The organism is Janthinobacterium sp. BHSEK, from assembly GCF_056174685.1.
In genome coordinates this window covers 1-21,157 of sequence record NZ_JBWBYV010000037.1, presented here as the reverse complement: position 1 = coordinate 21,157, position 21,157 = coordinate 1, and the positions used below count along the sequence as shown (strand labels likewise).

Below are 21,157 nucleotides of genomic sequence, written 5' to 3'. Positions count from 1 at the left end.
GAGACTATTCAATCTGGAGAACACAATGACCGCACCGCAAGCCGCCACTTTCAAGCCTAAAAAATCCGTCGCCCTGTCCGGCGTCACCGCCGGCAACACGGCGCTGTGCTCGGTCGGCAAGACCGGCAACGATTTGCACTACCGCGGCTACGACATCCTGGACGTGGCCGACAGCTGCGAGTTCGAGGAAATCGCCTACCTGCTGGTGCACGGCAAGCTGCCCACAAGCGCGGAACTGAAGGGCTACAAGGCCAAATTGAAGTCGCTGCGCGGCTTGCCGTCGGCCGTCAAGCTGGCGCTGGAAGCGCTGCCGGCCGCCGCCCACCCGATGGACGTGATGCGCACGGGTGTCTCCGTGCTGGGCTGCACCCTGCCGGAAAAGGACGACCATAACGCGCCGGGCGCGCGCGACATCGCCGACCGCCTGATGGCGTCGTTCGGCTCCATGCTGCTGTACTGGTACCACTACAGCCATAACGGCAAGCGCATCGAAGTGGAAACGGACGACGACTCGATCGGCGGCCATTTCCTGCACCTGCTGCACGGCGAAAAACCGTCGGCGTCGTGGGAAAAAGCCATGCACACCTCGCTGATCCTGTACGCGGAACACGAATTCAACGCCTCGACCTTCACCAGCCGCGTCATCGCCGGCACGGGTTCGGACATCCATTCGGCCATCACGGGCGCCATCGGCGCGCTGCGCGGCCCGAAACACGGCGGCGCCAACGAAGTGGCGCTGGAGATCCAGAAGCGCTACGACAACCCCGACGAAGCGGAAGCGGATATCCGCGAACGCGTGGCTAACAAGGAAGTGGTGATCGGCTTCGGTCACCCCGTCTACACGATTTCCGACCCGCGCAACGTGGTCATCAAGGAAGTGGCGCGCAATCTGTCGCTGGAAACGGGATCGACCAAAATGTTCGACATCGCCGAGCGCCTGGAATCGGTCATGTGGGAAATCAAGAACATGTTCCCGAACCTGGACTGGTTCTCGGCCGTGTCCTACCACATGATGGGCGTGCCGACGGCGATGTTCACGCCGCTGTTCGTCATCTCGCGCACCTCGGGCTGGGCCGCCCACATCATCGAACAGCGCATCGACAACAAGATCATCCGCCCGAGCGCCAACTACGTGGGCCCGGAAGACCTGGAATTCGTGCCGATCAAGGACCGCAAATAATGAGCACAGCAATGAGTACCCCCATGAATACCCTGCACCGCAAACCCTTGCCGGGAACAGGGCTGGACTACTTCGACACGCGCGCCGCCGTCGATGCGATCCAGCCCGGCGCCTACGCCACCTTGCCCTACACCTCGCGCGTGCTGGCCGAAAACCTCGTGCGCCGCTGCGACCCGGCCACCCTGAACGCCTCGCTGAGCCAGTTCATCGAACGCCGCCGCGACCTGGACTTTCCGTGGTTTCCCGCGCGCGTCGTCTGTCATGACATCCTGGGCCAGACGGCCCTGGTCGACCTGGCCGGCCTGCGCGACGCCATCGCGGCCCAGGGCGGCGACCCGGCCCTGGTCAATCCGGTGGTGCCGACGCAGCTGGTGGTCGACCATTCGCTGGCCGTCGAATGCGGCGGTTTCGACCCCGACGCCTTCGCCAAGAACCGCGCCATCGAAGACCGCCGCAACGAAGACCGTTTCGACTTCATCGACTGGACCAAGAAGGCCTTTAAAAACGTCGACGTGATCCCGCCCGGTAACGGCATCCTGCACCAGATCAACCTCGAGCGCATGTCGCCCGTGATCCAGGTGCAGGACGGCGTGGCCTATCCCGACACCCTGGTGGGCACGGATTCGCATACGCCGATGGTCGATGCGCTGGGCGTGATCGCCATCGGCGTGGGCGGCCTGGAAGCGGAAAGCGTGATGCTGGGCCGCGCTTCGTGGATGCGACTGCCCGATATCATCGGCGTCAAGCTGACGGGCAAACCGCAGCCGGGCATCACGGCGACTGACACCGTGCTGGCGCTGACGGAGTTTTTGCGCAAGCAGAAGGTCGTCTCGTCCTACCTGGAATTCTTCGGCGAGGGCGCGTCGCACCTGACCCTGGGTGACCGCGCCACGATTTCCAACATGGCGCCGGAATTCGGCGCCACGGCTGCCATGTTCTACATCGACGCGCAAACCATCAAGTATCTGAAGCTGACGGGCCGTGACGACGAACTGGTCAAGCTGGTGGAGCTGTACGCGAAGGAAACGGGATTGTGGGCCGACAGCCTGGTGGACGCGCAATACGAGCGCGTCTTGAGCTTCGACCTGTCGTCCGTCGTGCGCAATATCGCCGGGCCGTCGAATCCGCACAACCGCGTGCCGACGTCGGAACTGGCCGCGCGCGGCATTTCCGGCGTGGTGGAAAACGAGCCGGGCAAGATGCCGGACGGCGCCGTCATCATCGCCGCCATCACCAGCTGCACGAATACGAACAACCCGCGCAACATGATCGCGGCCGGCCTGATCGCGCGCAATGCGAACCGCCTGGGCCTGACGCGCAAGCCGTGGGTGAAATCGTCGCTGGCGCCCGGCTCGAAAACCGTGGAACTGTACCTGCAGGAAGCGGGCCTGATGCCGGAGCTCGAAACGTTGGGCTTTGGCGTGGTGGCTTTCGCCTGCACCTCGTGCAACGGCATGTCGGGCGCGCTCGACCCCGTGATCCAGGATGAAGTGGTGTCGCGCGACCTGTACGCCACGGCCGTCCTGTCGGGCAACCGCAACTTCGACGGCCGCATCCACCCGTACGCGAAGCAGGCTTTTCTCGCCTCGCCGCCGCTGGTGGTGGCGTACGCGATCGCCGGCACCATCCGCTTCGATATCGAGAAGGATGTGCTGGGCCATGACGCGGATGGCAAGGCTATCCTGTTGAAGGATATCTGGCCGTCCGACGAGGAAATCGACGCCATCGTCGCCTCCAGCGTCAAACCGGAGCAGTTCCGCAAGGTGTACATTCCCATGTTCGCCGCGCAGGCGGATGACGGCATCAAGGTCAGCCCGCTGTACGACTGGCGTCCGCAGACGACGTATATCCGCCGTCCGCCGTACTGGGAAGGCGCGCTGGCAGGCGCGCGCCCCTTGAAAGGCATGCGTCCGCTGGCTGTCCTGGGCGACAACATCACCACCGACCACTTGTCGCCATCGAACGCCATCATGCTCGACAGCGCGGCCGGCGAATACCTGGCGAAGATGGGTTTGCCCGAGGAAGACTTCAATTCCTACGCCACGCACCGGGGCGACCATTTGACGGCGCAACGCGCCACGTTCGCCAACCCGACCCTGAAGAACGAGATGGTCATCGAGGACGGTAAAGTCAAAGCGGGTTCGCTCACGCGCATCGAGCCGGAAGGAAAAATCTCGCGCATGTGGGAAGCCATCGAGGTGTACATGGAGCGCAAGCAGCCCTTGATCATCATCGCCGGCGCCGACTATGGCCAGGGTTCCTCGCGCGACTGGGCCGCCAAGGGCGTGCGCCTGGCCGGCGTGGAAGCCATCGTGGCCGAAGGTTTTGAACGCATCCACCGCACCAACCTGGTGGGCATGGGCGTCTTGCCGCTGGAGTTTTTGCCGGGCGTGAACCGCAAGACCCTGGGTCTGGACGGCAGCGAAACCTACGACGTCGTGGGCGAGCGCACGCCGCGCTCCACCTTGACCCTGGTCATCCACCGCAAGAACGGCGACACGGTCGAAGTGCCCGTCACCTGCCGCCTCGATACGGCGGAAGAGGTGTCGATCTACGAGGCCGGCGGCGTGCTGCAGCGATTTGCCCAAGATTTCCTCGAATCTTCGAAAGCCGCGTAACGGCAGGTCGGATTAGCGCTTGCGCGTAATCCGACGCTGTCTGCCAAAACGCGCCAACAATGTGTCGGATGACGCGTGGCGAAGCCACGCTAATCCGACCTACCTCTTTCCAGGAAAACTCATGACCCACGTACCCCAAATCAACATCCCCGCCACCTACATGCGTGGCGGCACCAGCAAGGGAGTGTTCTTCCGCCTGCGGGATTTGCCCGCCAGCGCGCAAGTTCCGGGCGCGGCGCGCGACGCCTTGCTGCTGCGCGTGATCGGCAGCCCCGACCCCTACGGCAAGCAGATCGACGGCATGGGCGGCGCCACATCCAGCACCAGCAAGACGGTGATCCTGGCGAAAAGCAGCAAGCTTGACCACGACGTCGACTACCTGTTCGGCCAGGTCTCCATCGACAAGCCTTTCGTCGACTGGAGCGGCAATTGCGGCAACCTGTCGGCCGCCGTCGGCTCGTTCGCCATCGCCAGCGGCCTGGTGGACGCGGCCCGCGTGCCTGCCGACGGCATCGCCACGGTGCGCATCTGGCAAGCCAATATCGGCAAGACCATCATCGCCCACGTGCCCATGACGCATGGCGAAGTGCAGGAAACGGGCGACTTCGAACTCGATGGCGTGACCTTTCCGGCTGCCGAAGTGAAGCTGGAATTCCTTGATCCGGCCGCGGAGGAAGAGGGTGGAGGTGGTGCCATGTTCCCTACCGGCAACCTGGTCGATGAGCTCGACGTGCCCGGCATCGGTGTGTTGAAAGTCACGCTGATCAACGCCGGCATCCCGACGATTTTCGTCGACGCGCACGCCATCGGCTACACGGGCACGGAACTGCAGGACGCCGTCAATGGCGATCCGGCCGCGCTGGCCCGCTTCGAGGCCATCCGTGCGCATGGTGCGCTGCGCATGGGTTTGATTTCCCGCCTGGATGAAGCGGCGAAGCGCCAGCACACGCCGAAAGTGGCCTTTGTCGCCCGGCCGGCAGGCTATGTCTCGTCCAGCGGGAAAAAGGTGGAAGCGGGCGACGTCGACCTGCTGGTGCGCGCCATGTCGATGGGCAAACTGCACCACGCCATGATGGGGACGGCGGCGGTTGCCATCGGCACGGCGGCGGCCATTCCCGGCACCCTGGTCAACCTGGCGGCCGGCGGCGGCCCGCGCCAGAGCGTGCGCTTCGGCCACCCGTCCGGCACCCTGATGGTGGGCGCGGAAGCGGCGCTGCTCGATGGCGCCTGGAGCGTCACCAAGGCCATCATGAGCCGCAGCGCGCGCGTGCTGATGGAAGGTGCCGTGCGCATTCCGGGCGACGCGTTCTAGGCAGCGAGACGCAGGCAGATGGCACACAGATGGAACACCTAAAACGGTGACCAGGCCCGGTCGCCCAGGTCCGATACAGATTCCACGCATACCGGAGGAGACATGAATTTCGCGGCATTTTATCAACGCTCGATCGACACGCCTGACGTTTTCTGGCGCGAGGAAGCCGACAAGATCGATTGGAACACCCCGTTTTCGCAAGTGCTCGATTATTCCCGCCCGCCTTTCGCCAAATGGTTCGTCGGCGGCACCACGAATTTGTGCCACAACGCCGTCGACCGCTGGGTGGACAGCCAGGGCGATGCCGCCGCTCTGATCGCCATTTCCACCGAAACGAATACGGAGCGCAGCTACAGCTTTCGCGAGCTGCAGCGCGAAGTGGAGCGCTGCGCCGCCATTTTGCTGTCGCTCGGCGTGGTCAAGGGCGACCGCGTATTGATCTACATGCCGATGATCGCCGAGGCGGCGTTTGCCATGCTCGCTTGCGCCCGCATCGGCGCCGTGCATTCCGTGGTGTTCGGCGGTTTTGCCGCCAACAGCCTGGCCAGCCGCATCGACGATGCGCAGCCCAAGCTGGTATTTTCCGCCGATGCCGGTTCGCGCAACGGCAAGGCGATTGCCTACAAGCCGCTGCTCGACGAAGCCATCCGCATCGCAGCGCACAAGCCGCAGCACGTGCTGCTGGTCGACCGCCAAATGGTGCCGATGGAACGGACGCCGGGCCGCGACGTCGATTACGCGGCCCTGCGCGAGCAGCATCTGGACGCGCAGGTGCCCGTTGCCTGGCTCGAATCGAACGAGCCGTCGTACGTGCTGTACACCTCGGGCACGACGGGCAAACCCAAGGGGGTGCAGCGCGACGTGGGCGGCTATGCGGTGGCGCTGGCCTCGTCGATGCAGTACAACTTCTGCGGCAAGCCCGGCGAAACCTTCTTTGCCACCTCGGATATCGGCTGGGTGGTGGGCCACTCCTACATCGTGTACGGCCCGCTGATCGCCGGCATGGCCACCATCCTGTACGAAGGCTTGCCCATCTGCCCCGATGCTGGCATCTGGTGGAGCATCGTTGAAAAATACAAGGTCACGCGCATGTTCTCGGCGCCGACGGCCATCCGCGTGCTGCGCAAGCACCCGGTGGAACTGATGCGCAAATACGACCTGTCGTCCTTGAAGGCGCTGTATCTGGCGGGCGAGCCGCTCGATGAAACCACGTCGCAGTGGATCGCCGACGAACTGAAGGTGGATATCATCGACAACTACTGGCAGACGGAGACGGGCTGGCCGATTTTGTCGGTGGCGAAAGGGATTGCCAATACGCCGACGCGCCTGGGCAGCCCCGGCCAGGCCATGTACGGCTACCGCGTCAAGCTGCTCAACGAGGCGACGGGCGAGGAGTGCGGTGCCAACGAGAAGGGCGTGCTGATGCTGGAAGGCCCGCTGCCGCCCGGCTGCATGCAGACGGTGTACGGCGACGACGAACGTTTCGTCGACACCTACTGGTCCACCTTCAGCGGGCGGCAAGTGTATTCGACCTTCGACTGGGGCGTGCGCGACGCGGACGGCTATTATTTTATTTTGGGCCGCACCGATGACGTGATCAACGTGGCCGGCCACCGCCTGGGCACGCGCGAGATCGAGGAAAGCATCACCAGCCATCCGAACGTGTCGGAAGTGGCGGTGGTGGGCGTGGAAGACAAGCTCAAAGGCCAGGTGGCGATGGCTTTCGTGATCCTGAAGAATCCGCAGGGCTTCGACAGCGTCGAGGCGAAGGCGGTGCTGGAACGCGAAGTGATGGCCGTGGTCGACCGCCAGCTGGGCGCCGTGGCGCGGCCCGCGCGCGTGCTGTTCGTGGCGCAGCTGCCGAAGACGCGCTCGGGCAAGCTGCTGCGCCGTTCGATCCAGGCCATCTGCGAGGGACGCAGCCCGGGCGACCTGACGTCGATGGACGACCCGGCATCGCTGCAGCAGATCCAGGCAGCATTGGCGTCAGCGCCATGACGGGAACGAGGTTTATCAATCGATAAACCTCGTTTTCAAATACGGTCGCTTTCCTTGCGCACGACCCTGCCCACGATCAGGCATTCATTGCCGCGGCATAGCTTGCGGTGGTATTTGCGCTGGTCGGGGTTGTCCGACGTCAGCCACCATTCGCCGATATCGCGCGCCATGCGCTTGACCACCGGCTCGCCTTCGTAATTGATGGCAAACACGATGCCGTCGGCCGGCCGGTTGTCGGCCGTATTGATGATCACCACGTCGTCCTCGTACAGGGCCGGCTCCATGCTCTCGCCCTTGACCTTGATCGCCACCAGTTTTTCAGGGTGGTAGCCATTGCGCTCGACCCAGCTGCGCGGCACGCTGATGGTGCTGCCGTCGTGCGTTTCCGGCTCGATGGCAAAGCCCGTGATGCCGGCCGACAGGCGCAGCTTCACCTTGCGGATCGGGTAAAAGCGTTCATCCTCGCCATCTTCCACGACCACGGGCTGTACGCCGGCAAGCGCGCGCGCGGCCATGGCCGCCTGGTCGGGCGCCGCGCCCTGGTCGAAGTACATGCTGCCCAGCTGCAGGTCCGCTTCCAGCTTGCGCGCGATCTTTTCGCTGAAGGCGCGTCCCTCGCGGTAGGTGGGCGAGAGGATTTGCGAGATGCGCGCCTCGCTCCAGCCGCTGACGTCGGAAATTTTCTTGCGCGTGTTGTCGTAGTGCTCGCGGATCAGGGCCAGCAGGCGGTCGCGTCTGTATTGATACATATCCATCTCCACATTAAACCTGAAATTTACCGTTTGATAAATTACCAAATGCTTGACTTTAACATTAGCGATTGATAAAGTCTACTTGTTGCCTGTCGCAAACGTACTACAGCGTTTGCCGGTTGGCGACACCACGGGAGGTCAGGCAGATGTTGAACAGCAGTCAGTCGGTTGAAAGCAGGGCGGTGCCGCGGCAGGGGCGCCAGTTACAGGGACGCAGCAAGAAGTCGCAGCTGCATATCGCCCGCATCGCGCAGTACATCCGCGAGCAGGGCCAGGCCAGCGCGGCGCAGTTGTCCGCCTTGCTGGGACTCGACGCGGGCACCATGAGCCGCTATCTGCGCCACATGTGCGGCATGGGACAAATCCACCTGGCGCAGCGCCATTGCACCGAGCCAGGACGCCAGCGGCCCGCCCTGTACGCGCTGGGCGAACAGGATGCAGACGCCGATGGCTGGGCCGAACTGCCGCCGCAGGTGCGCCGCACGGCCAGCTGGCCACGCGGTGCGGCGCGCCGCGATCCGCTGGTGGCGGCCCTGTTCGGGCCGGCGCAGGAAAATTAAGACAAGAATCAACGAGGAGAAAATCATGGGGTTTGCAGAAAAATTCATCGCATCGCTGTCGTCGCAGAACCTGCGCGCCGATGCCGTCCACCACGACCTGGACGTGATCGCGGCGGCCGCGCTGGCCGGCGACATGGGTGCCTTGCTGTGCCGTGTCAAATACGCGGACGGCACCGTCAGCCGCCTGTTCGAGGGCAATGCGGGCAACCTGGCGCAGCTGCTGCGCGCCTGGACGGCGGCCGTGACGCAGAAGGGCCGCGCGCGGCGCTGGGTCAAGGCGCAGACGGCCTGGGATGCGCAGGCCGCCAATACATTGTACCGCCGCGTGGCCGAAGCGTCGCTCGCGCATTGGCTCGACAGCAAATGCAAGGTTTGCCACGGCACGGGCGTCGTCGCCGCCATGCAGGCCGGCGCGCCCGTCGTCTGCAAGGCCTGCCACGGCGCCGGCGAAGCGGCCATCAGCTGCTCCGGCGGCTTCGAGCTCGAACGCATCAAGGATATGGTCAGCGAGCTGGAAGGCATCTTCCAGTCGCACGGGGTCCGCGCCATGCGCCGCCTGGGTCATTGAAAAGTTTTTTGCAATATGCCTGACGCTGAAAAAAATGCCCCTACAATAGAGTCTCGATCACGCAGCAACAGCAACACCGGCAACACCGCAGGACCACATGCTTCTCCACTCGTAATAGACGCGCCTCTGGCGCGACACCGATAGGGGAAATCAGCGCAGCGAACCGCCTTCATGGCCCCCTTCGCCCATTCCGTCCGGCACGGCCTCGCGCCATCCGGACGCCAGCCCGCCGCCTCACCGCGCGGGCTTTTTATTTTCCCGATACTTGGCAGTTCCACCCCTCAAGACCACAGCTGTGGTCTTTTTTTTTCATCCCACGAAAGGTATTACTTATGGCATCGACAGCAAACGGCATCGACAGCTTGATCGTTATCAGCAAACAAAGCGCCGAAGGCAGCAAGGCCGCCGCCGGCGGCGGTCAGATTTATCCCCGCGTCACGGCCACCTTCGACACGGAAGCGGACAAATACGCCAGCGCCGAAATCGACGCCAGCCAGCAGCAGGGCGATACCCGCCTGGGCAATTTCCGCACCACGGGCGCCATCAAGGCGGAAGCGGCGTGCGGCACCTACGCGCCGCTGATGGCAGCGCTGCTGCGCCGCGACTTCACGGCCGGCGGCGTCGCTGCCGCGCAAACCACCATCGCCGCCGCCGCCTCCGGCCTGACGCGCAGCGCCGGTTCCTGGCTGGCCGAGGGTTTCCGCGCCGGCAGCGTGGTGCGCATCACCGGCATGACGGCGCCGGCGGCCGCCAACAACGCGAAGAACTTCTTCGTCACGTCGGTGACGGCGACCAACCTGAATGGCCAGTTCATGGATGGTTCGGCCATGATCGTCAAGGCGGCCGGCGACTCGGTCGGCGTGGCGGCGGTGGGCAAGCGCAGCTTCACCCCTTTGAGCGGCCACACCACCGACTGGTTCACGGCCGAAGTGCAGGACCCGAAGATCGGCGTGCACCGCAGCTTCGTCGACCAGCTGGTCAGCAAGATGGATATCGCCGTGCAGCCGAACGGCATCACCAGCCTGGACTTCACCCTGATGGGCAAGGCGGAAGGCCCGACCACGGCCGTGCCGTATTTCCCCACGCCGCTGGCCGCGCCTGGCGCCGGCAAGTTTTCGGGCGCCACGGCGATGCTGTCCGTGAACGGCATCCCGTCGCAGATCTGCACCGGCATGTCCGTTTCGCTCGACGGCCAGGTCAAGGTCGACCCGGTGATCGGCTCGAAGTACGCCACGGCAGCCTCGCGCGGCAAGGTCATGGGCTCGGGCCAGTTCACGGTGCTGCTGCAGGACGCCACCTACCTCGACTACTTCAAGTCCGAGACGGAAATCCCGCTGGCCTACGCCATGGCGTCGGGCACGGCGCCAACCGCCGACGTGCTGGCGCTGGCCATGGGCCGCATCAAGATCACCTCGGCCAAGATCGACGACGGCGAGAAGAACAAGATCGTCACCTGCGCCTTCGACGTCCTGCGCTACAAGGGCGCCGATGCGCAGCATGAAGCGACCACCCTGACCATCCAGGACAGCGCGCTGTAAGCGGCCGACGCTTGCTCCGGGGCCGCCGTGAGGCGGCCCTTTTACTCTTTACCTTTATCAAGAAAGAAAATACACATGAACAACGCACAAATGATCGCCTCGGCTGGTTTTGATATCTCCCTGCTGAATGACGGTAACAAGCCCGTGGACCAGGTGCACCTGGTGTCGGTCTTGTTCGACGAAGACGGTGCGCACAAGGCGGGCTTTGAAATCGTCAGCAAAAATTCCGACCAGTACCGTGCCGTGATCCGCGAAACGTCGGTGGTGGCGATCAAGCGCTCGGTGCAAAAAAGCAAGCAGATCGACGCGAAGACGGACGAAGGCGCTGCGGAACTGTATGACCTGGCGGAAAACCGCAGCATGAAGATCGCCATTGCGGTGGTGGTGGGCATGCCTGGTTTCGTCGACAAGGGCGTGCCGGTACAACCGTCCCCGGCTTTGCTGAAGGCGATTTTTGAAAAAATGCCGTCCTGGCAGGAAAAAGTGCTGGCTGCGCTCGAGGCGGACGGCAATTTTTTGACGGTCTAGCCGCCGCCTTGCTGCTCTTTGCCGACGAACAGTTCGAGCGTTCGGCAAAGGCGGCTGATGGCAATGCGAAAGGCGAGCACCTGGATGCCGCGAAGCGTCATCCACTCTACCGGGAGCCGCAGGCTCCCGTTTGCGCGCAACTGCCGTTTGAACTGGCGCACGTGTGGCAGTTTTTCGTGCAGATGAGCCGCAAGCGGCAAAACGGTATGGCGGTCAATCCCTTGAGCAGTCTCGATATCCTGGCTTGGCAGTTGCGACACCGCATACGCCTGGCGGTATGGGAAGAAGAGCTGGTCGATCAGCTTGACGCGGCCTACATGGTCCATCAAAACAGTTCTCATTAGGCTGGCCTTTACCCGGCCTATCTATAGCAGAGGTGACGCCAAAAACACAACTGTCATCGCCAGGGTGGCCTCGATTTGCATTGCCACCCTTCGGTGGCTTTTTTTATGGGTAAATTATGACCGTTGATATTGCAACACTACAGATACGCATTGATACGCTCAATGTGCGCATCGCGGCAGATGACCTGGAACGCATGCGCGAGGCCAGCGAGAAGGCCGCCAAGTCGACTCTGAAACTCGAAGATGTCACGAAAAAATACACGGAGATACTCTCCAGCCTGGGTATTTCCAACAATATCGGCCAGATCGTTAAATTAACTGATGAATATACGAAATTGACAGCGCAACTGCGCATGTCGACCAGCTCTACGCAGGAATATGGCGAGGCGTACGACAATGTCAAGCGTATTGCCGCCTCGGGACAAACGGATCTCGCCGCTACGGCGGGTCTGTATACCCAAATGAACGATGCGACCAAGAAATTGGGCATCAGCCAGGGCGAAGTAGCCGGCATCACCGAGGCGCTCAATCTGGGCGTCAAGATCAGCGGCGCATCGGCGGCGGATTCCGCTACCGCCTTCAAGGGGCTGTCCGATGCCTTCGCCGATGGCGCCCTGAGCAGTCAGCAATTTAACGCCATCAGCCAGGCCGCCCCTGAAGTCATGGCGGCAATGGCCGCCGGTCTGGGCGTGTCGAAAGAAGCGCTTGCCGGGTTTGCCGGCGCAGGATTGATCACCGCCGAGGTGATGGCCATCGCGCTGCCGAACGCGCTGGGCGAGTTGCGCAAGGAAGCCGTGCAGTTCGAAACCATCGGCGGCAGCTTTACCGTTCTGAGCAATAACGTGATGGAATTTACGGCGAGGCAGGCGGAGTCGAGCGGCGCCGTGCGCCTGATGACGAGCGGTCTCGAATTTTTGTCGAATAACCTGACCCTGGTCGTTGGCGTGCTGGAAACGCTGACCACCGCGAAGTTTGCCACCTGGGCTGCCGGCGTCGTAGTGGCTACTTACAGCAAGGTCGCGGCCAACCGGGCCTTGCTGGCGTCGACCCTGGCGGCGGCGAATGCCGACGTGACGGCGACCGCCGCCACCTCGGCACTGGCGGCTGCACGGGTGGCTGAATTGCAAGCGACGATACGCGCCAGCCAGGCCGACGTGGCGCTGGCGTTGACCACCAATGGCCTGATACCGGCCCAGGCCCGCGCTACAGTTGCCACCGAGGCCCATGCGGCCGCATTGGTGGCGCAGACGGCGGCAATGCGTGCCGCGTCCGTCACCGCTGGCGTGTTGCGCGGTGCGTTGGCATTCCTGGGTGGCCCGATCGGCTTGATTGTCACGGTGCTGGGCTTGGGTGCAACTGCCTGGGCCATGTGGGGGAATTCATCGAAGGACAATGCGGAGAAAGCCGTAGAACCCATGCGCAAGAGCACCAAGGATATCATTGCTGAACTCGACAAGCAGATGGTCCAGCTGGCAAAGCGCAATGAGCTGGCAAAGCTGGGCGTGTCGGAGAAAGGATTGGATACCCCGGCTGGCGAGCGCATGGCAGAGATATCGACGGAAATGGATGCGGTGCGCAATCGCACGGGAAAATACCAGTCCCTGGACCAGGCGGCGCGGGACAGCAACATGGCAAGGCTGCAAGCCGAATTCGATGCGCTGCAGGGCAAGCTCAAGCAGCTTGAGCAGCAAGGCGCGTCGGGTAAACCGACGAGCGGAACTGGTACAGGCGCGCCATCACTTCCCGCTCCGCCAACACCTTTCGAAGCCATGATGGATGACATGCGCAGCAAGGCCCGTGACCTGAAGCGCGAAGTTGCCGGCTATGCCGAGATGAACGAGGCGCAACAGTTCGATTATCGCTTGAAGGAACTCCTGGCGGATCGGACGAAAAAGGTGACCGCAGCACAGCAGGCGGGATTCGAGGTTGCACGCAAAGTGATACAAACTCGCCTCGATGAGATCGAGGTGGACAAGAAAGCCAAGGCAGTGGCGGAGCAGGTGCAGGCGGACGCGAAAGCGCTGTCCGATACGCGAACGCAGGCCGTTGCCGATGCCGTCAAGGAAGCCGAGGCTGGCGAAAAGCTGGTAGCGGTGTATGGCATGAGCAAGACCGCCATCGCGCAAAATGAAATGGCGTTGTTGAAGGAACAGCGCGCCGCGCTGGCGGTGGGCAAGGAAAATGCGGCGCAGATCGAGTATTTGAATGCCTTGATCGATGCCAAGCAGCGCAGCATGACGGCGACGGAAGAACTGGCCGCCAAGGAAGCGTCTGCCGCTGCGGCCAAGAAGGCCTCGGATGACTGGGCCGCCAGCGCCAAGGACATCGAAAAATCGCTGACTGACGCCTTCATGAACGGCTTCGAAGGCGGTAAGAACCTGGCGACGATGTTCAAGGACAAGTTGAAGAGCATGTTCAACAACCTCGTGCTGCAACCGATCATGTCTCCCATTGCTGCCGGCTTTGCCTCGTTCCTGAATCCGGGTGCGGCGCAGGCGCAGGGCAGTTTGGCCAATGGCGGGGGTATCCAGTCGCTTTTGAGTTCGGCGAAAGGCATCTATGAATCGCTGTCCAACGGACTTTCCGGTATTGGTACTTCGGTAGCCAATGGCGTGCAGCGTGGCATGAGCATGCTGCAAGGCACTCCGTACACGGCCGGGGCCAATGGCGCATTTGCCACCGGTGCGGGCGCGGCGGCAAGCGTTGCCGCCGGCGTCATGGGCGGCGTGTACGGCGGTAAGATGATTTCGGGTGAATATGGTCGCAATGGCGTTGTCAATGCTGGCACGGCGATCGGGGCTGTCGTTGGCAGCATTTTCCCGGTGGTAGGTACTGCCATGGGCGCGCTGGTGGGCGGCTTGCTGGGCGGCGCGGCGAACCGCCTGTTCGGCATGGGCGAGAAAAAGGTCAGCAGCGCCGGCATTTCCGGCAGTCTCGGTGTCGATGGCTTTACGGGTGAGAGTTATTCGAACTGGACCCAGAAAGGCGGTCTTTTCCGCAAGAATAAAAAGGGTACCGACCACTCTGAAGTCGATGCCGAGCTGGCCGCATCGCTAGGCGATACGTACGCGCAGATGAAGGCGGTGACGGGCACGTTCGCCAGCACGCTGGGCGTGAATACGGATGGCCTGGCCACGCGCACGCAGTCGCTCAATATTGTCATGACCAAGGACGATGCGGCCAATCAGAAAGCCATTGCCGATTTCTTTACCGGCGTCGGCGATGCCATGGCCATGGAATTGGTTCCTTCCTTGTCGCAGCTCAAATTGAAAGGCGAGTCGGCGAGCGCTGCACTGCAGCGCCTGGCGGGTAGTTATGCCACTGTTGACGCCGTGCTGGCAACCTTGGGCAGCACTTCGCAGCAGGCATTTGGCGCCGTCGGCGTGGCATCCCTGGCGGCGCGCGAGCAATTGGTCAAGGCTGCCGGCGGCGTTGAAGCACTGGGCAATCGGACTGCGTTCTTTGCCGAAAACTACCTGACCGAAGCCGAGCGCCTGGCACCGGTGCAAAAACACGTGACGGAACAGATGGCCGCCCTGGGTTATGCCAGCGTGACCACGCGCGCGCAGTTCAAGGACACGGTCTTGCAACTGGCTAATTCCGGTGCATTGGCCACCAAGACGGGCGCCGAACAGTACGCGGGCCTGATGGCATTGGCCGATGCGTTTGCGAAGACGCATGCGGCGACGGAAGACCTGAGCAAATCGGAGCAGGGCATTGCCGACGAGCGCAAGGGCATCCAGGAAAAGCTCGACCAGATGACGATGACTTCGGCGCAATTGCGTGCCAGGGAGCGTACAGCGGTCGATGCCGCCAACCTGGCCCTGTACGACCAGTTGCAGGCGCGGCAGGATATTGCCAGTGCCTATGCAACGGAGTCTTCTGCCCTCAAGTCCACCATCGACCACCTGAAGTCGTTTGGCGACGGCATCCGCTCATTCAAGGATTCCCTGTTGCTGGGCAGCCTGTCGACCTTGACGCCGATGCAGAAGATGGTAGAGGCGCAGCGCCAGTATGAAGAGACGCTAGCCAAGGCGAAGACGGGCGATGCGGCGGCGCAGTCGGCGCTGACAGGTACGGCCACCGCGTATTTGACGGCGAGCCAGGTCGTGAACGCTGCAAGTGCGAGCTATGCCGCCGATGCGGCCAGGGTCCAGGCCGAGCTGGCAGCGCTGGCGGCGCTCACCGGCACACAGTTGAATGATGCGCAGAAGCAACTGACTGCACTCGATACGCAAGTGGGGCAGTTGATTAACCTGAACAAAACGGCGGTAGGTATCCAGCAAGCGGTCGATGCGCTGGGTGCTGCGTTGCGCGCAGGCGGGCAGACCGATATCACAGGCGGCATGCGGTTTGCGCCTGCTGCAGGTATGTCAGTCGCCGCCTCTTTCGCAGAAACAGCCGTGGAAGCGCCGGCCGTCTTCGACCCCGTGCGCTATTCGTCGGCCGCGAACGTGGGTTCCGACGTCCTCGTCGCCGAAATCCGCGGCCTGCGCGAGGACAACCAGGCCATGCGTGTGGAGCTGGAAGGCTTGCGTGCCGACCAGCGGGCGCAAACGGGCGCCACCATCCAGGCCACCTTTGAATCGAACGCCAACGCCGCCAGGACGGTGGTCGATGGCGTGGACAAATCGTCCAGGGCATCCGCCTGGGCCAATGCAGTGAAAGGAGAGTACGCATGACCGATGCGCAATTTCAGGAATGGCTGCAAAGCTCGTCGGCCATCCGCATGGTGCTGATCGAGGCGCAGGTGAATGTGGCCGGCAGCGAGGTGACGCGTTATATCGCTTCGCGGCCCTACGTGACCGGCCCGCAGGAGGTGCCGGCGAATACCGCGTACCTGCCGCTGGCCAAGGGCGGCCTGGCCTTCACGGAACAGGTCAGCCTGTCTGGCGAGGCGGGGCTGTCAGGCGGCGATATCGAACTCGATAACGCCGACGGCGCTCTGGATGGCTGGCTGGGCGACGTCTGGATGAACCGGCCAATCAAGGCCTGGGCCGGCGATCCCTCCTGGCCGCGGGCCGATTTCCAGCTGGTCTTCGACGGCATCATCGCCGACGTGGGCAGTGCTGGGCGCGAGTCGGTCAACCTGGTGCTGCGCGACAAGCTGCAGCGCCTGAATACGCCGATCTCCGAAGCCAAGCTGGGTGGCACGACGCCGAACAAGGACGCCATCCTGCCGATTCCCTTCGGCGAGTGCCACAACGTGACGCCCTTGCTGACTGATCCGGCCACCCTGGAATACGGCTTTCTCGGCGCGGTCGAAACGACGTTCGAGGTGCGCACCAACGGCAAGCCGATCGCCGTGGCCTTGAATGACCAGGCGGGGCGTTTCAACCTGACCACCGATCCATTTTCCACCACGATCACGGCCAGCGTGCAGGGCGACAAGGGCGGCGGCTATGCGCCGCGCATCGCGCCGCTGGTGCAGCGCATCGCCACGGCCTACGGCAAGGCGGCCGACCGTTTTACGCTGGCTGATCTGGACCTGACCAACCTGGCCGCCTTCGATGCGGCACACCCGCAGCCCGTGGGCTTGTATGTTGCGGACCGCACGAACCAGGCGCAGGCCATCCAGCAACTGGCGGCCAGCGTGGGCGCCCAGGCGGTCATGTCGCGCACCGGCCAGCTGCGTCTGGTGCAGATCGCGCTGCCGGCCGCCGGCGTGCCGGTGGCGATCGGCCCGGAGCAGATGCGCGAACGCTCGCTGCGTCCCGCGCAGCGTTTGCCCGTGACGGCGGCCGTGAAGATCGGCTTCGACCGCAACTACACGCTGCAGGCGGGCCTGACGACCAGCATTCCGCCCGCGCATGCGGATTTGTATGCCACGGAATGGCTGACCGAAACCGTGGTCGACGCGGCGGTGCGCACGCGCTATCGCCTGTCCGATGACCCTGTACAGAGCGATACCTGCCTGAAGACGCGGGCCGATGCCCGTGCGGAAGCGCAGCGGCGTCTGGAATTGAACAAGGTGCCGCGCACCATTTACGAATTCGATGGAGAACCCGAGATGATGATGCTGGAATTGGGGCAGCCCGTAACCCTGCGCGCCGAGCGCTTTGGCTTGCAGGATGGCGTGCCGGGCGTGGTGGTGATGCTGTCGCGCTTCTGGCTGACGGGCAGAGTGACGGTGGGGGTGCTGGCATGAGCGCGATTGTGGGGGAACGCGATACGCTGCTGCAGGCGACGGCGGAGCGCTTCAGTACCGTTGCCGACGGCAAGGCGATCCTGATGGCCGCCAGCACGCCCGTTTTTCGCGTGAATAGCGCGGGCGAGGGGGCGCCCGGCTCGATCGCCATCACCGCCAAGCCGGTCAATGTGGTGGGCGCTATCGTGTTTTCGGTATCGTCCGGCACGGCGTTGCGGGTCAACGGCAACGTGGCCACCGTCGATTTTGCCAGCATGACGACCGATACGGCCCTGGTGCAGGCGCGCATCCGTGAATTTGGCGTCGATTACATCGCCAATTACATGGTCAGCAAGGTCTTCGACGGCGCCGCCGGCGAGACGGGCCTGGCTGGCCTGAACACGGGCCAGGCCTTTGCCTACAAGCGCGCGCCCGCCGCGCCAGCCGATACGCCGGGCGACGTGATTTTCACTTTTGCCACGGCGGCCATCACGACGCCGGCCGGCAATGACCTGGCCAATGGCTGGTCGAAGAATATCCCGGCTGGCACGGCGCCGCTGTACGTGCGCGTGGCCGCCGCCAGTTCGCGCAATGCCACGGACAGTATCGCCGCCAATGAGTGGGCGGGGGCGGTGCAACTGGCCAGGGACGGCGTCGATGGTTTGAACGTGATTTCCGTGCCCATCTACCAGCGTGGCGCGACCAATATTGCGCCGCCGCTGCCCACGGCCGTCTGTACGTTTACCTTTGCCACGGGCAAATTGGCAGGACTGAACAATGGCTGGTCGACCCAGGTGCCGTCGGCGGGCGGCGCCTATCTGTTCATGTCCGGCGCCACGGCCGTTTCAAGCGCGGCGACTGATGACATCGCCCCAGGTGAATGGGCCGCCGCTGCGCGCCTGGCCGCCGATGGCGCTACGGGCCAGCGCGGCACCGTCACGGTGACGGCACCCGGCTATGCCAGTTGGTCGGATGCGTCGGCTGTCTATGAGATCGGCAAGGCAGGCTATGGCGCGCCGGTCAACCGCGACGTCGTCACCTTGTATGACGCGACGCATGCGGTGACGAAGTATTTTGACAACGGCGCATGGCTGGTGCTTGGTACGGTGCTGAACGGCAATTTGCTGGTGGATGGGTCTGTGGCGGCGAAGGCGATTGTGGGCGACACGCTTGGCGCCATCAAGGCGAATCTGGGGAGTGTGGTCGCTGGCGACTTGTACGGCACGACGTTGCATGGCGGCTCAGGCTATCCAGGCAATGCCTATGGCTGGCCGAGCAACGGTGGCATTGGCTTTCACCTGAGCGAGAATGGCCTGTTGCTGGGTAACCGATGGGCAAGCGGCGGTTATATCGAATTGCGTAGCGATGGCTATGTAGATATGCCTGGCCTGAGCATCAAGAAAGGAAAAGCCGAGTTTTCAGGCGAACTTATGTCGGTGAAGGGAACGTTTTCCGGCGACCTCTCGTCGGCGCGCGTATCAGTCGGTACAACAGATAAAGCAACTGCATTTTTCGAGCCGGAATTTCCATCTGTTTCGCTACAGTCGTCCGCAGCCGGGGTATTCATCATCAGAGAATCGTCTAATTCAGCAACTGTATCTACTTCCCCCGAGGTTCTGTTTAAGCATAACGCCCCAGATTGGCCTGCCGAGCGCCGTATTCGCTCTGGTCGCGTCTTTTTCTCGATCATTTGTACTGCAGTGGTCGACGATCAGCTGAGCATCTGGTACCGCGTCAATGACGGGACGTGGATGTGGATGAGCGGCGTCGAGGAGCGGCAGAGAGGCGATGGTACCGCAGCGACTGGTTATGGGCTTACTTTGAACGTTGGATCAGGTGGCACGGTGCAGTTCGGCGTTTCTGCGACGAATGCCTCCGGTTGGGCTGCGGACATGCGGAAGCTTTATCTTAAACAGTGTCAGGCGACCGTGATCGCAAGGAATTTTTAATGGAAACAATCATTGTCAACAGTGATGGAACTTACACGAACGAGCGTACTGGCAAGACATTGCCGCCACAGCCCAGCGAACATCACGAATACGACGCGGCGGCGGATATGTGGATAGATGCCAGAACGCTGGTTAGCGTCAAAGTGCGCACTTGGGAGCGTATCAAGGAAGCACGTAGCGTGGCTGAAACCTCGGATTTCGTGTGCGGTGGAGTCGTTTATCAGGCAGACAAGGATCGCATCGTTGGAGCCGCGCAGCTGGCCCTGATGGCGCAGGCTGCCGGCCAGCCATACAGCATCGACTGGACCTTGTCGGATAACACCTACCTGACGCTCGACGCGGCCGGCATGATCGCCGTCGGCGCCGCGCTGGGGGCGCACGTTGCCGAGGCGTTCGCGATTGGTCTTCAGTTGCGCGGGCAGATCGCCAACGCGACTTCCTTCGAAGAGCTTGATGCCATCGTTTGGCCAGCGCAGGGGGACGCATGAACAACCTGCGCATCATCTACGACAACGCCGCCGACCGCTCGGTGTTGACTGCATCGAGCCAGGCAGGCACCTTGGGACCGGCCAAGCTGCAGCGTGAAGGAAAGTCTTCGGTGCTGCGTTCGGTAGGCCCGACGCTGACCATCACGGCGATCTGGTTGACTCCAGAAATTGTCGGTGGCGTGGCCTTGCCGTTTTGCAACCTGACTCCTGGGGCGACCATCCGCGTGCGCGGCTACATCGAGCCTGGCCACACTACGCCAGCATTCGATAGTGGCCTCATGCCAGCGTGCGAGTATGCGCGGCTGGGCATGTGGGACTGGGGCGCATTGCCGCTGGGCTTGAATGCCTACAGTTATGGCGGCGGTACCTACGCCCGCTGCTGGTTCCAGATGCGCAGCATCAGGAAGCTGGTGATCGACCTGGCCGACCCCGACAATCCTGCCGGCTACATTGAGGCCGCGCGCCTGGTGGCGGGGGCTTACTGGAGTCCCGAGCAGAACGCGTCGTATGGTGCCGGCATTGCGCCGGTCGATACCAGCAGCCAGTACCGCAATGGCGCCGGCGAACAGAAGGTGGAACGCGGCGTAATGTTCCGCAAGCTGTCGCTGGCGCTCGATCACATGACGCCGCTGGACCGTGCCGAACTGTGGCGCATCGTGAGCGGCAACGGCCTGTCGCGTCCGCTTTTCGTCAGCCTGTATCCGGATAACGACGATGTCGAGCTGGAGCAGGCGCACCAGGTGTATGGGCGTTTGGCCAATCTGGCCGCCATCACCACACCATCTTTCCAGGCATATGCCACCAACATCGAAATCGAGGAACTGTAATGGGTGATTTTTTTTACTATGGTCAGAAGGATACGATCCAGCGCTTGAATGAACTGGCCGGGCGCGGTGCCGTGGTGGCGTCATATGCGCCGAAGGTGGGCATGTCGCCGGTGGGCGGGCCGAATGGATTCATGAATCCGGCGTGGCTTGATCCGAACTTGCCAATTGCAACAAATTCTCCTGTGGCGGTGGGCGTTACCAATAAATATGGATACAGCTACATTGGACAAAACCCCCCGACAGACCTCTGGTATCGGATTGCCACATTTGCCATGGATAGCAGCTCCAATGCACAGCATCTGCGCATTGACGGGGTATTGAATGATAGCTGGGCAGCAAACGCCAGTTCTCCCTTCGTCCTAATGCTG

Annotated in this window: 16 protein-coding genes; 15 read left to right on the top strand and 1 reads right to left on the bottom strand. The window is 62.8% G+C overall.

The genetic code is table 11. The features are described from left to right. Positions 1-25 precede the first annotated feature (25 nt). From prpC to AC0V2Y_RS14565, 4 genes are all read left to right on the top strand, one after another. A complete protein-coding gene (prpC, locus tag AC0V2Y_RS14580; protein ID WP_475417656.1) occupies positions 26-1,180 on the top strand; it encodes a bifunctional 2-methylcitrate synthase/citrate synthase in 1,155 nt (384 codons plus the stop codon). Between the two features lie 23 nt (positions 1,181-1,203). Next, complete coding sequence (acnD, locus tag AC0V2Y_RS14575) at positions 1,204-3,798, top strand: Fe/S-dependent 2-methylisocitrate dehydratase AcnD (RefSeq protein WP_475417657.1); 2,595 nt, start codon at positions 1,204-1,206, stop codon at positions 3,796-3,798. A 121-nt stretch (positions 3,799-3,919) separates the two neighbouring features. After that, positions 3,920-5,110, top strand: coding sequence for a 2-methylaconitate cis-trans isomerase PrpF (prpF, locus tag AC0V2Y_RS14570; protein WP_475417658.1), 1,191 nt, complete (start codon positions 3,920-3,922; stop codon positions 5,108-5,110). 102 nt (positions 5,111-5,212) lie between these two features. Continuing rightward, positions 5,213-7,108: a propionate--CoA ligase gene (locus AC0V2Y_RS14565; RefSeq protein WP_475417659.1), complete on the top strand. Its 1,896-nt coding sequence runs from the start codon at positions 5,213-5,215 to the stop codon at positions 7,106-7,108. A gap of 35 nt (positions 7,109-7,143) precedes the next feature. Here the strand turns inward: AC0V2Y_RS14565 and AC0V2Y_RS14560 are convergent, their stop codons facing one another. Continuing rightward, a complete protein-coding gene (locus AC0V2Y_RS14560) occupies positions 7,144-7,857 on the bottom strand; it encodes a S24 family peptidase (protein ID WP_475417660.1) in 714 nt (237 codons plus the stop codon). A 149-nt stretch (positions 7,858-8,006) separates the two neighbouring features. On the opposite strand from AC0V2Y_RS14560, the gene AC0V2Y_RS14555 reads away from it, so the two are divergent. From AC0V2Y_RS14555 to AC0V2Y_RS14505, 11 genes are all read left to right on the top strand, one after another. After that, positions 8,007-8,420 (top strand): FeoC-like transcriptional regulator, encoded by a 414-nt coding sequence (locus tag AC0V2Y_RS14555; RefSeq protein ID WP_475417661.1) that lies wholly within the window; start codon positions 8,007-8,009, stop codon positions 8,418-8,420. 25 nt (positions 8,421-8,445) lie between these two features. Continuing rightward, positions 8,446-8,988 (top strand): hypothetical protein, encoded by a 543-nt coding sequence (locus AC0V2Y_RS14550; RefSeq protein ID WP_475417662.1) that lies wholly within the window; start codon positions 8,446-8,448, stop codon positions 8,986-8,988. A gap of 332 nt (positions 8,989-9,320) precedes the next feature. Beyond that, positions 9,321-10,526, top strand: a complete 1,206-nt coding sequence (locus AC0V2Y_RS14545; protein WP_139842420.1) for a phage tail tube protein — start codon at positions 9,321-9,323, stop codon at positions 10,524-10,526. A 75-nt stretch (positions 10,527-10,601) separates the two neighbouring features. After that, positions 10,602-11,054, top strand: coding sequence for a hypothetical protein (locus AC0V2Y_RS14540; RefSeq protein WP_143450064.1), 453 nt, complete (start codon positions 10,602-10,604; stop codon positions 11,052-11,054). Between the two features lie 8 nt (positions 11,055-11,062). Next, positions 11,063-11,398: a phage tail assembly chaperone gene (locus tag AC0V2Y_RS14535; protein ID WP_230504772.1), complete on the top strand. Its 336-nt coding sequence runs from the start codon at positions 11,063-11,065 to the stop codon at positions 11,396-11,398. Positions 11,399-11,514: 116 nt separating this feature from the next. Next, positions 11,515-16,080, top strand: a complete 4,566-nt coding sequence (locus tag AC0V2Y_RS14530; RefSeq protein WP_475417663.1) for a tape measure protein — start codon at positions 11,515-11,517, stop codon at positions 16,078-16,080. Further along, entirely contained in the window at positions 16,077-17,546 is a 1,470-nt protein-coding gene (locus tag AC0V2Y_RS14525; RefSeq protein WP_475417664.1) for a hypothetical protein, read from the top strand. The genes AC0V2Y_RS14530 and AC0V2Y_RS14525 overlap by 4 nt, the downstream gene beginning before the upstream one ends. Next, positions 17,543-19,474: a hypothetical protein gene (locus AC0V2Y_RS14520; protein WP_475417665.1), complete on the top strand. Its 1,932-nt coding sequence runs from the start codon at positions 17,543-17,545 to the stop codon at positions 19,472-19,474. The genes AC0V2Y_RS14525 and AC0V2Y_RS14520 overlap by 4 nt, the downstream gene beginning before the upstream one ends. Beyond that, positions 19,474-19,962 carry a DUF4376 domain-containing protein gene (locus tag AC0V2Y_RS14515; protein ID WP_475417666.1) on the top strand — a complete coding sequence of 163 codons (489 nt, stop codon included), beginning with the start codon at positions 19,474-19,476 and terminating at the stop codon, positions 19,960-19,962. The genes AC0V2Y_RS14520 and AC0V2Y_RS14515 overlap by 1 nt, the downstream gene beginning before the upstream one ends. Then, positions 19,959-20,789, top strand: a complete 831-nt coding sequence (locus AC0V2Y_RS14510; protein WP_475417667.1) for a hypothetical protein — start codon at positions 19,959-19,961, stop codon at positions 20,787-20,789. The genes AC0V2Y_RS14515 and AC0V2Y_RS14510 overlap by 4 nt, the downstream gene beginning before the upstream one ends. Beyond that, on the top strand, positions 20,789-21,157 hold a 369-nt coding region (locus AC0V2Y_RS14505; RefSeq protein WP_475418346.1), incomplete at its 3' end, for a hypothetical protein. The genes AC0V2Y_RS14510 and AC0V2Y_RS14505, both read left to right, overlap by 1 nt.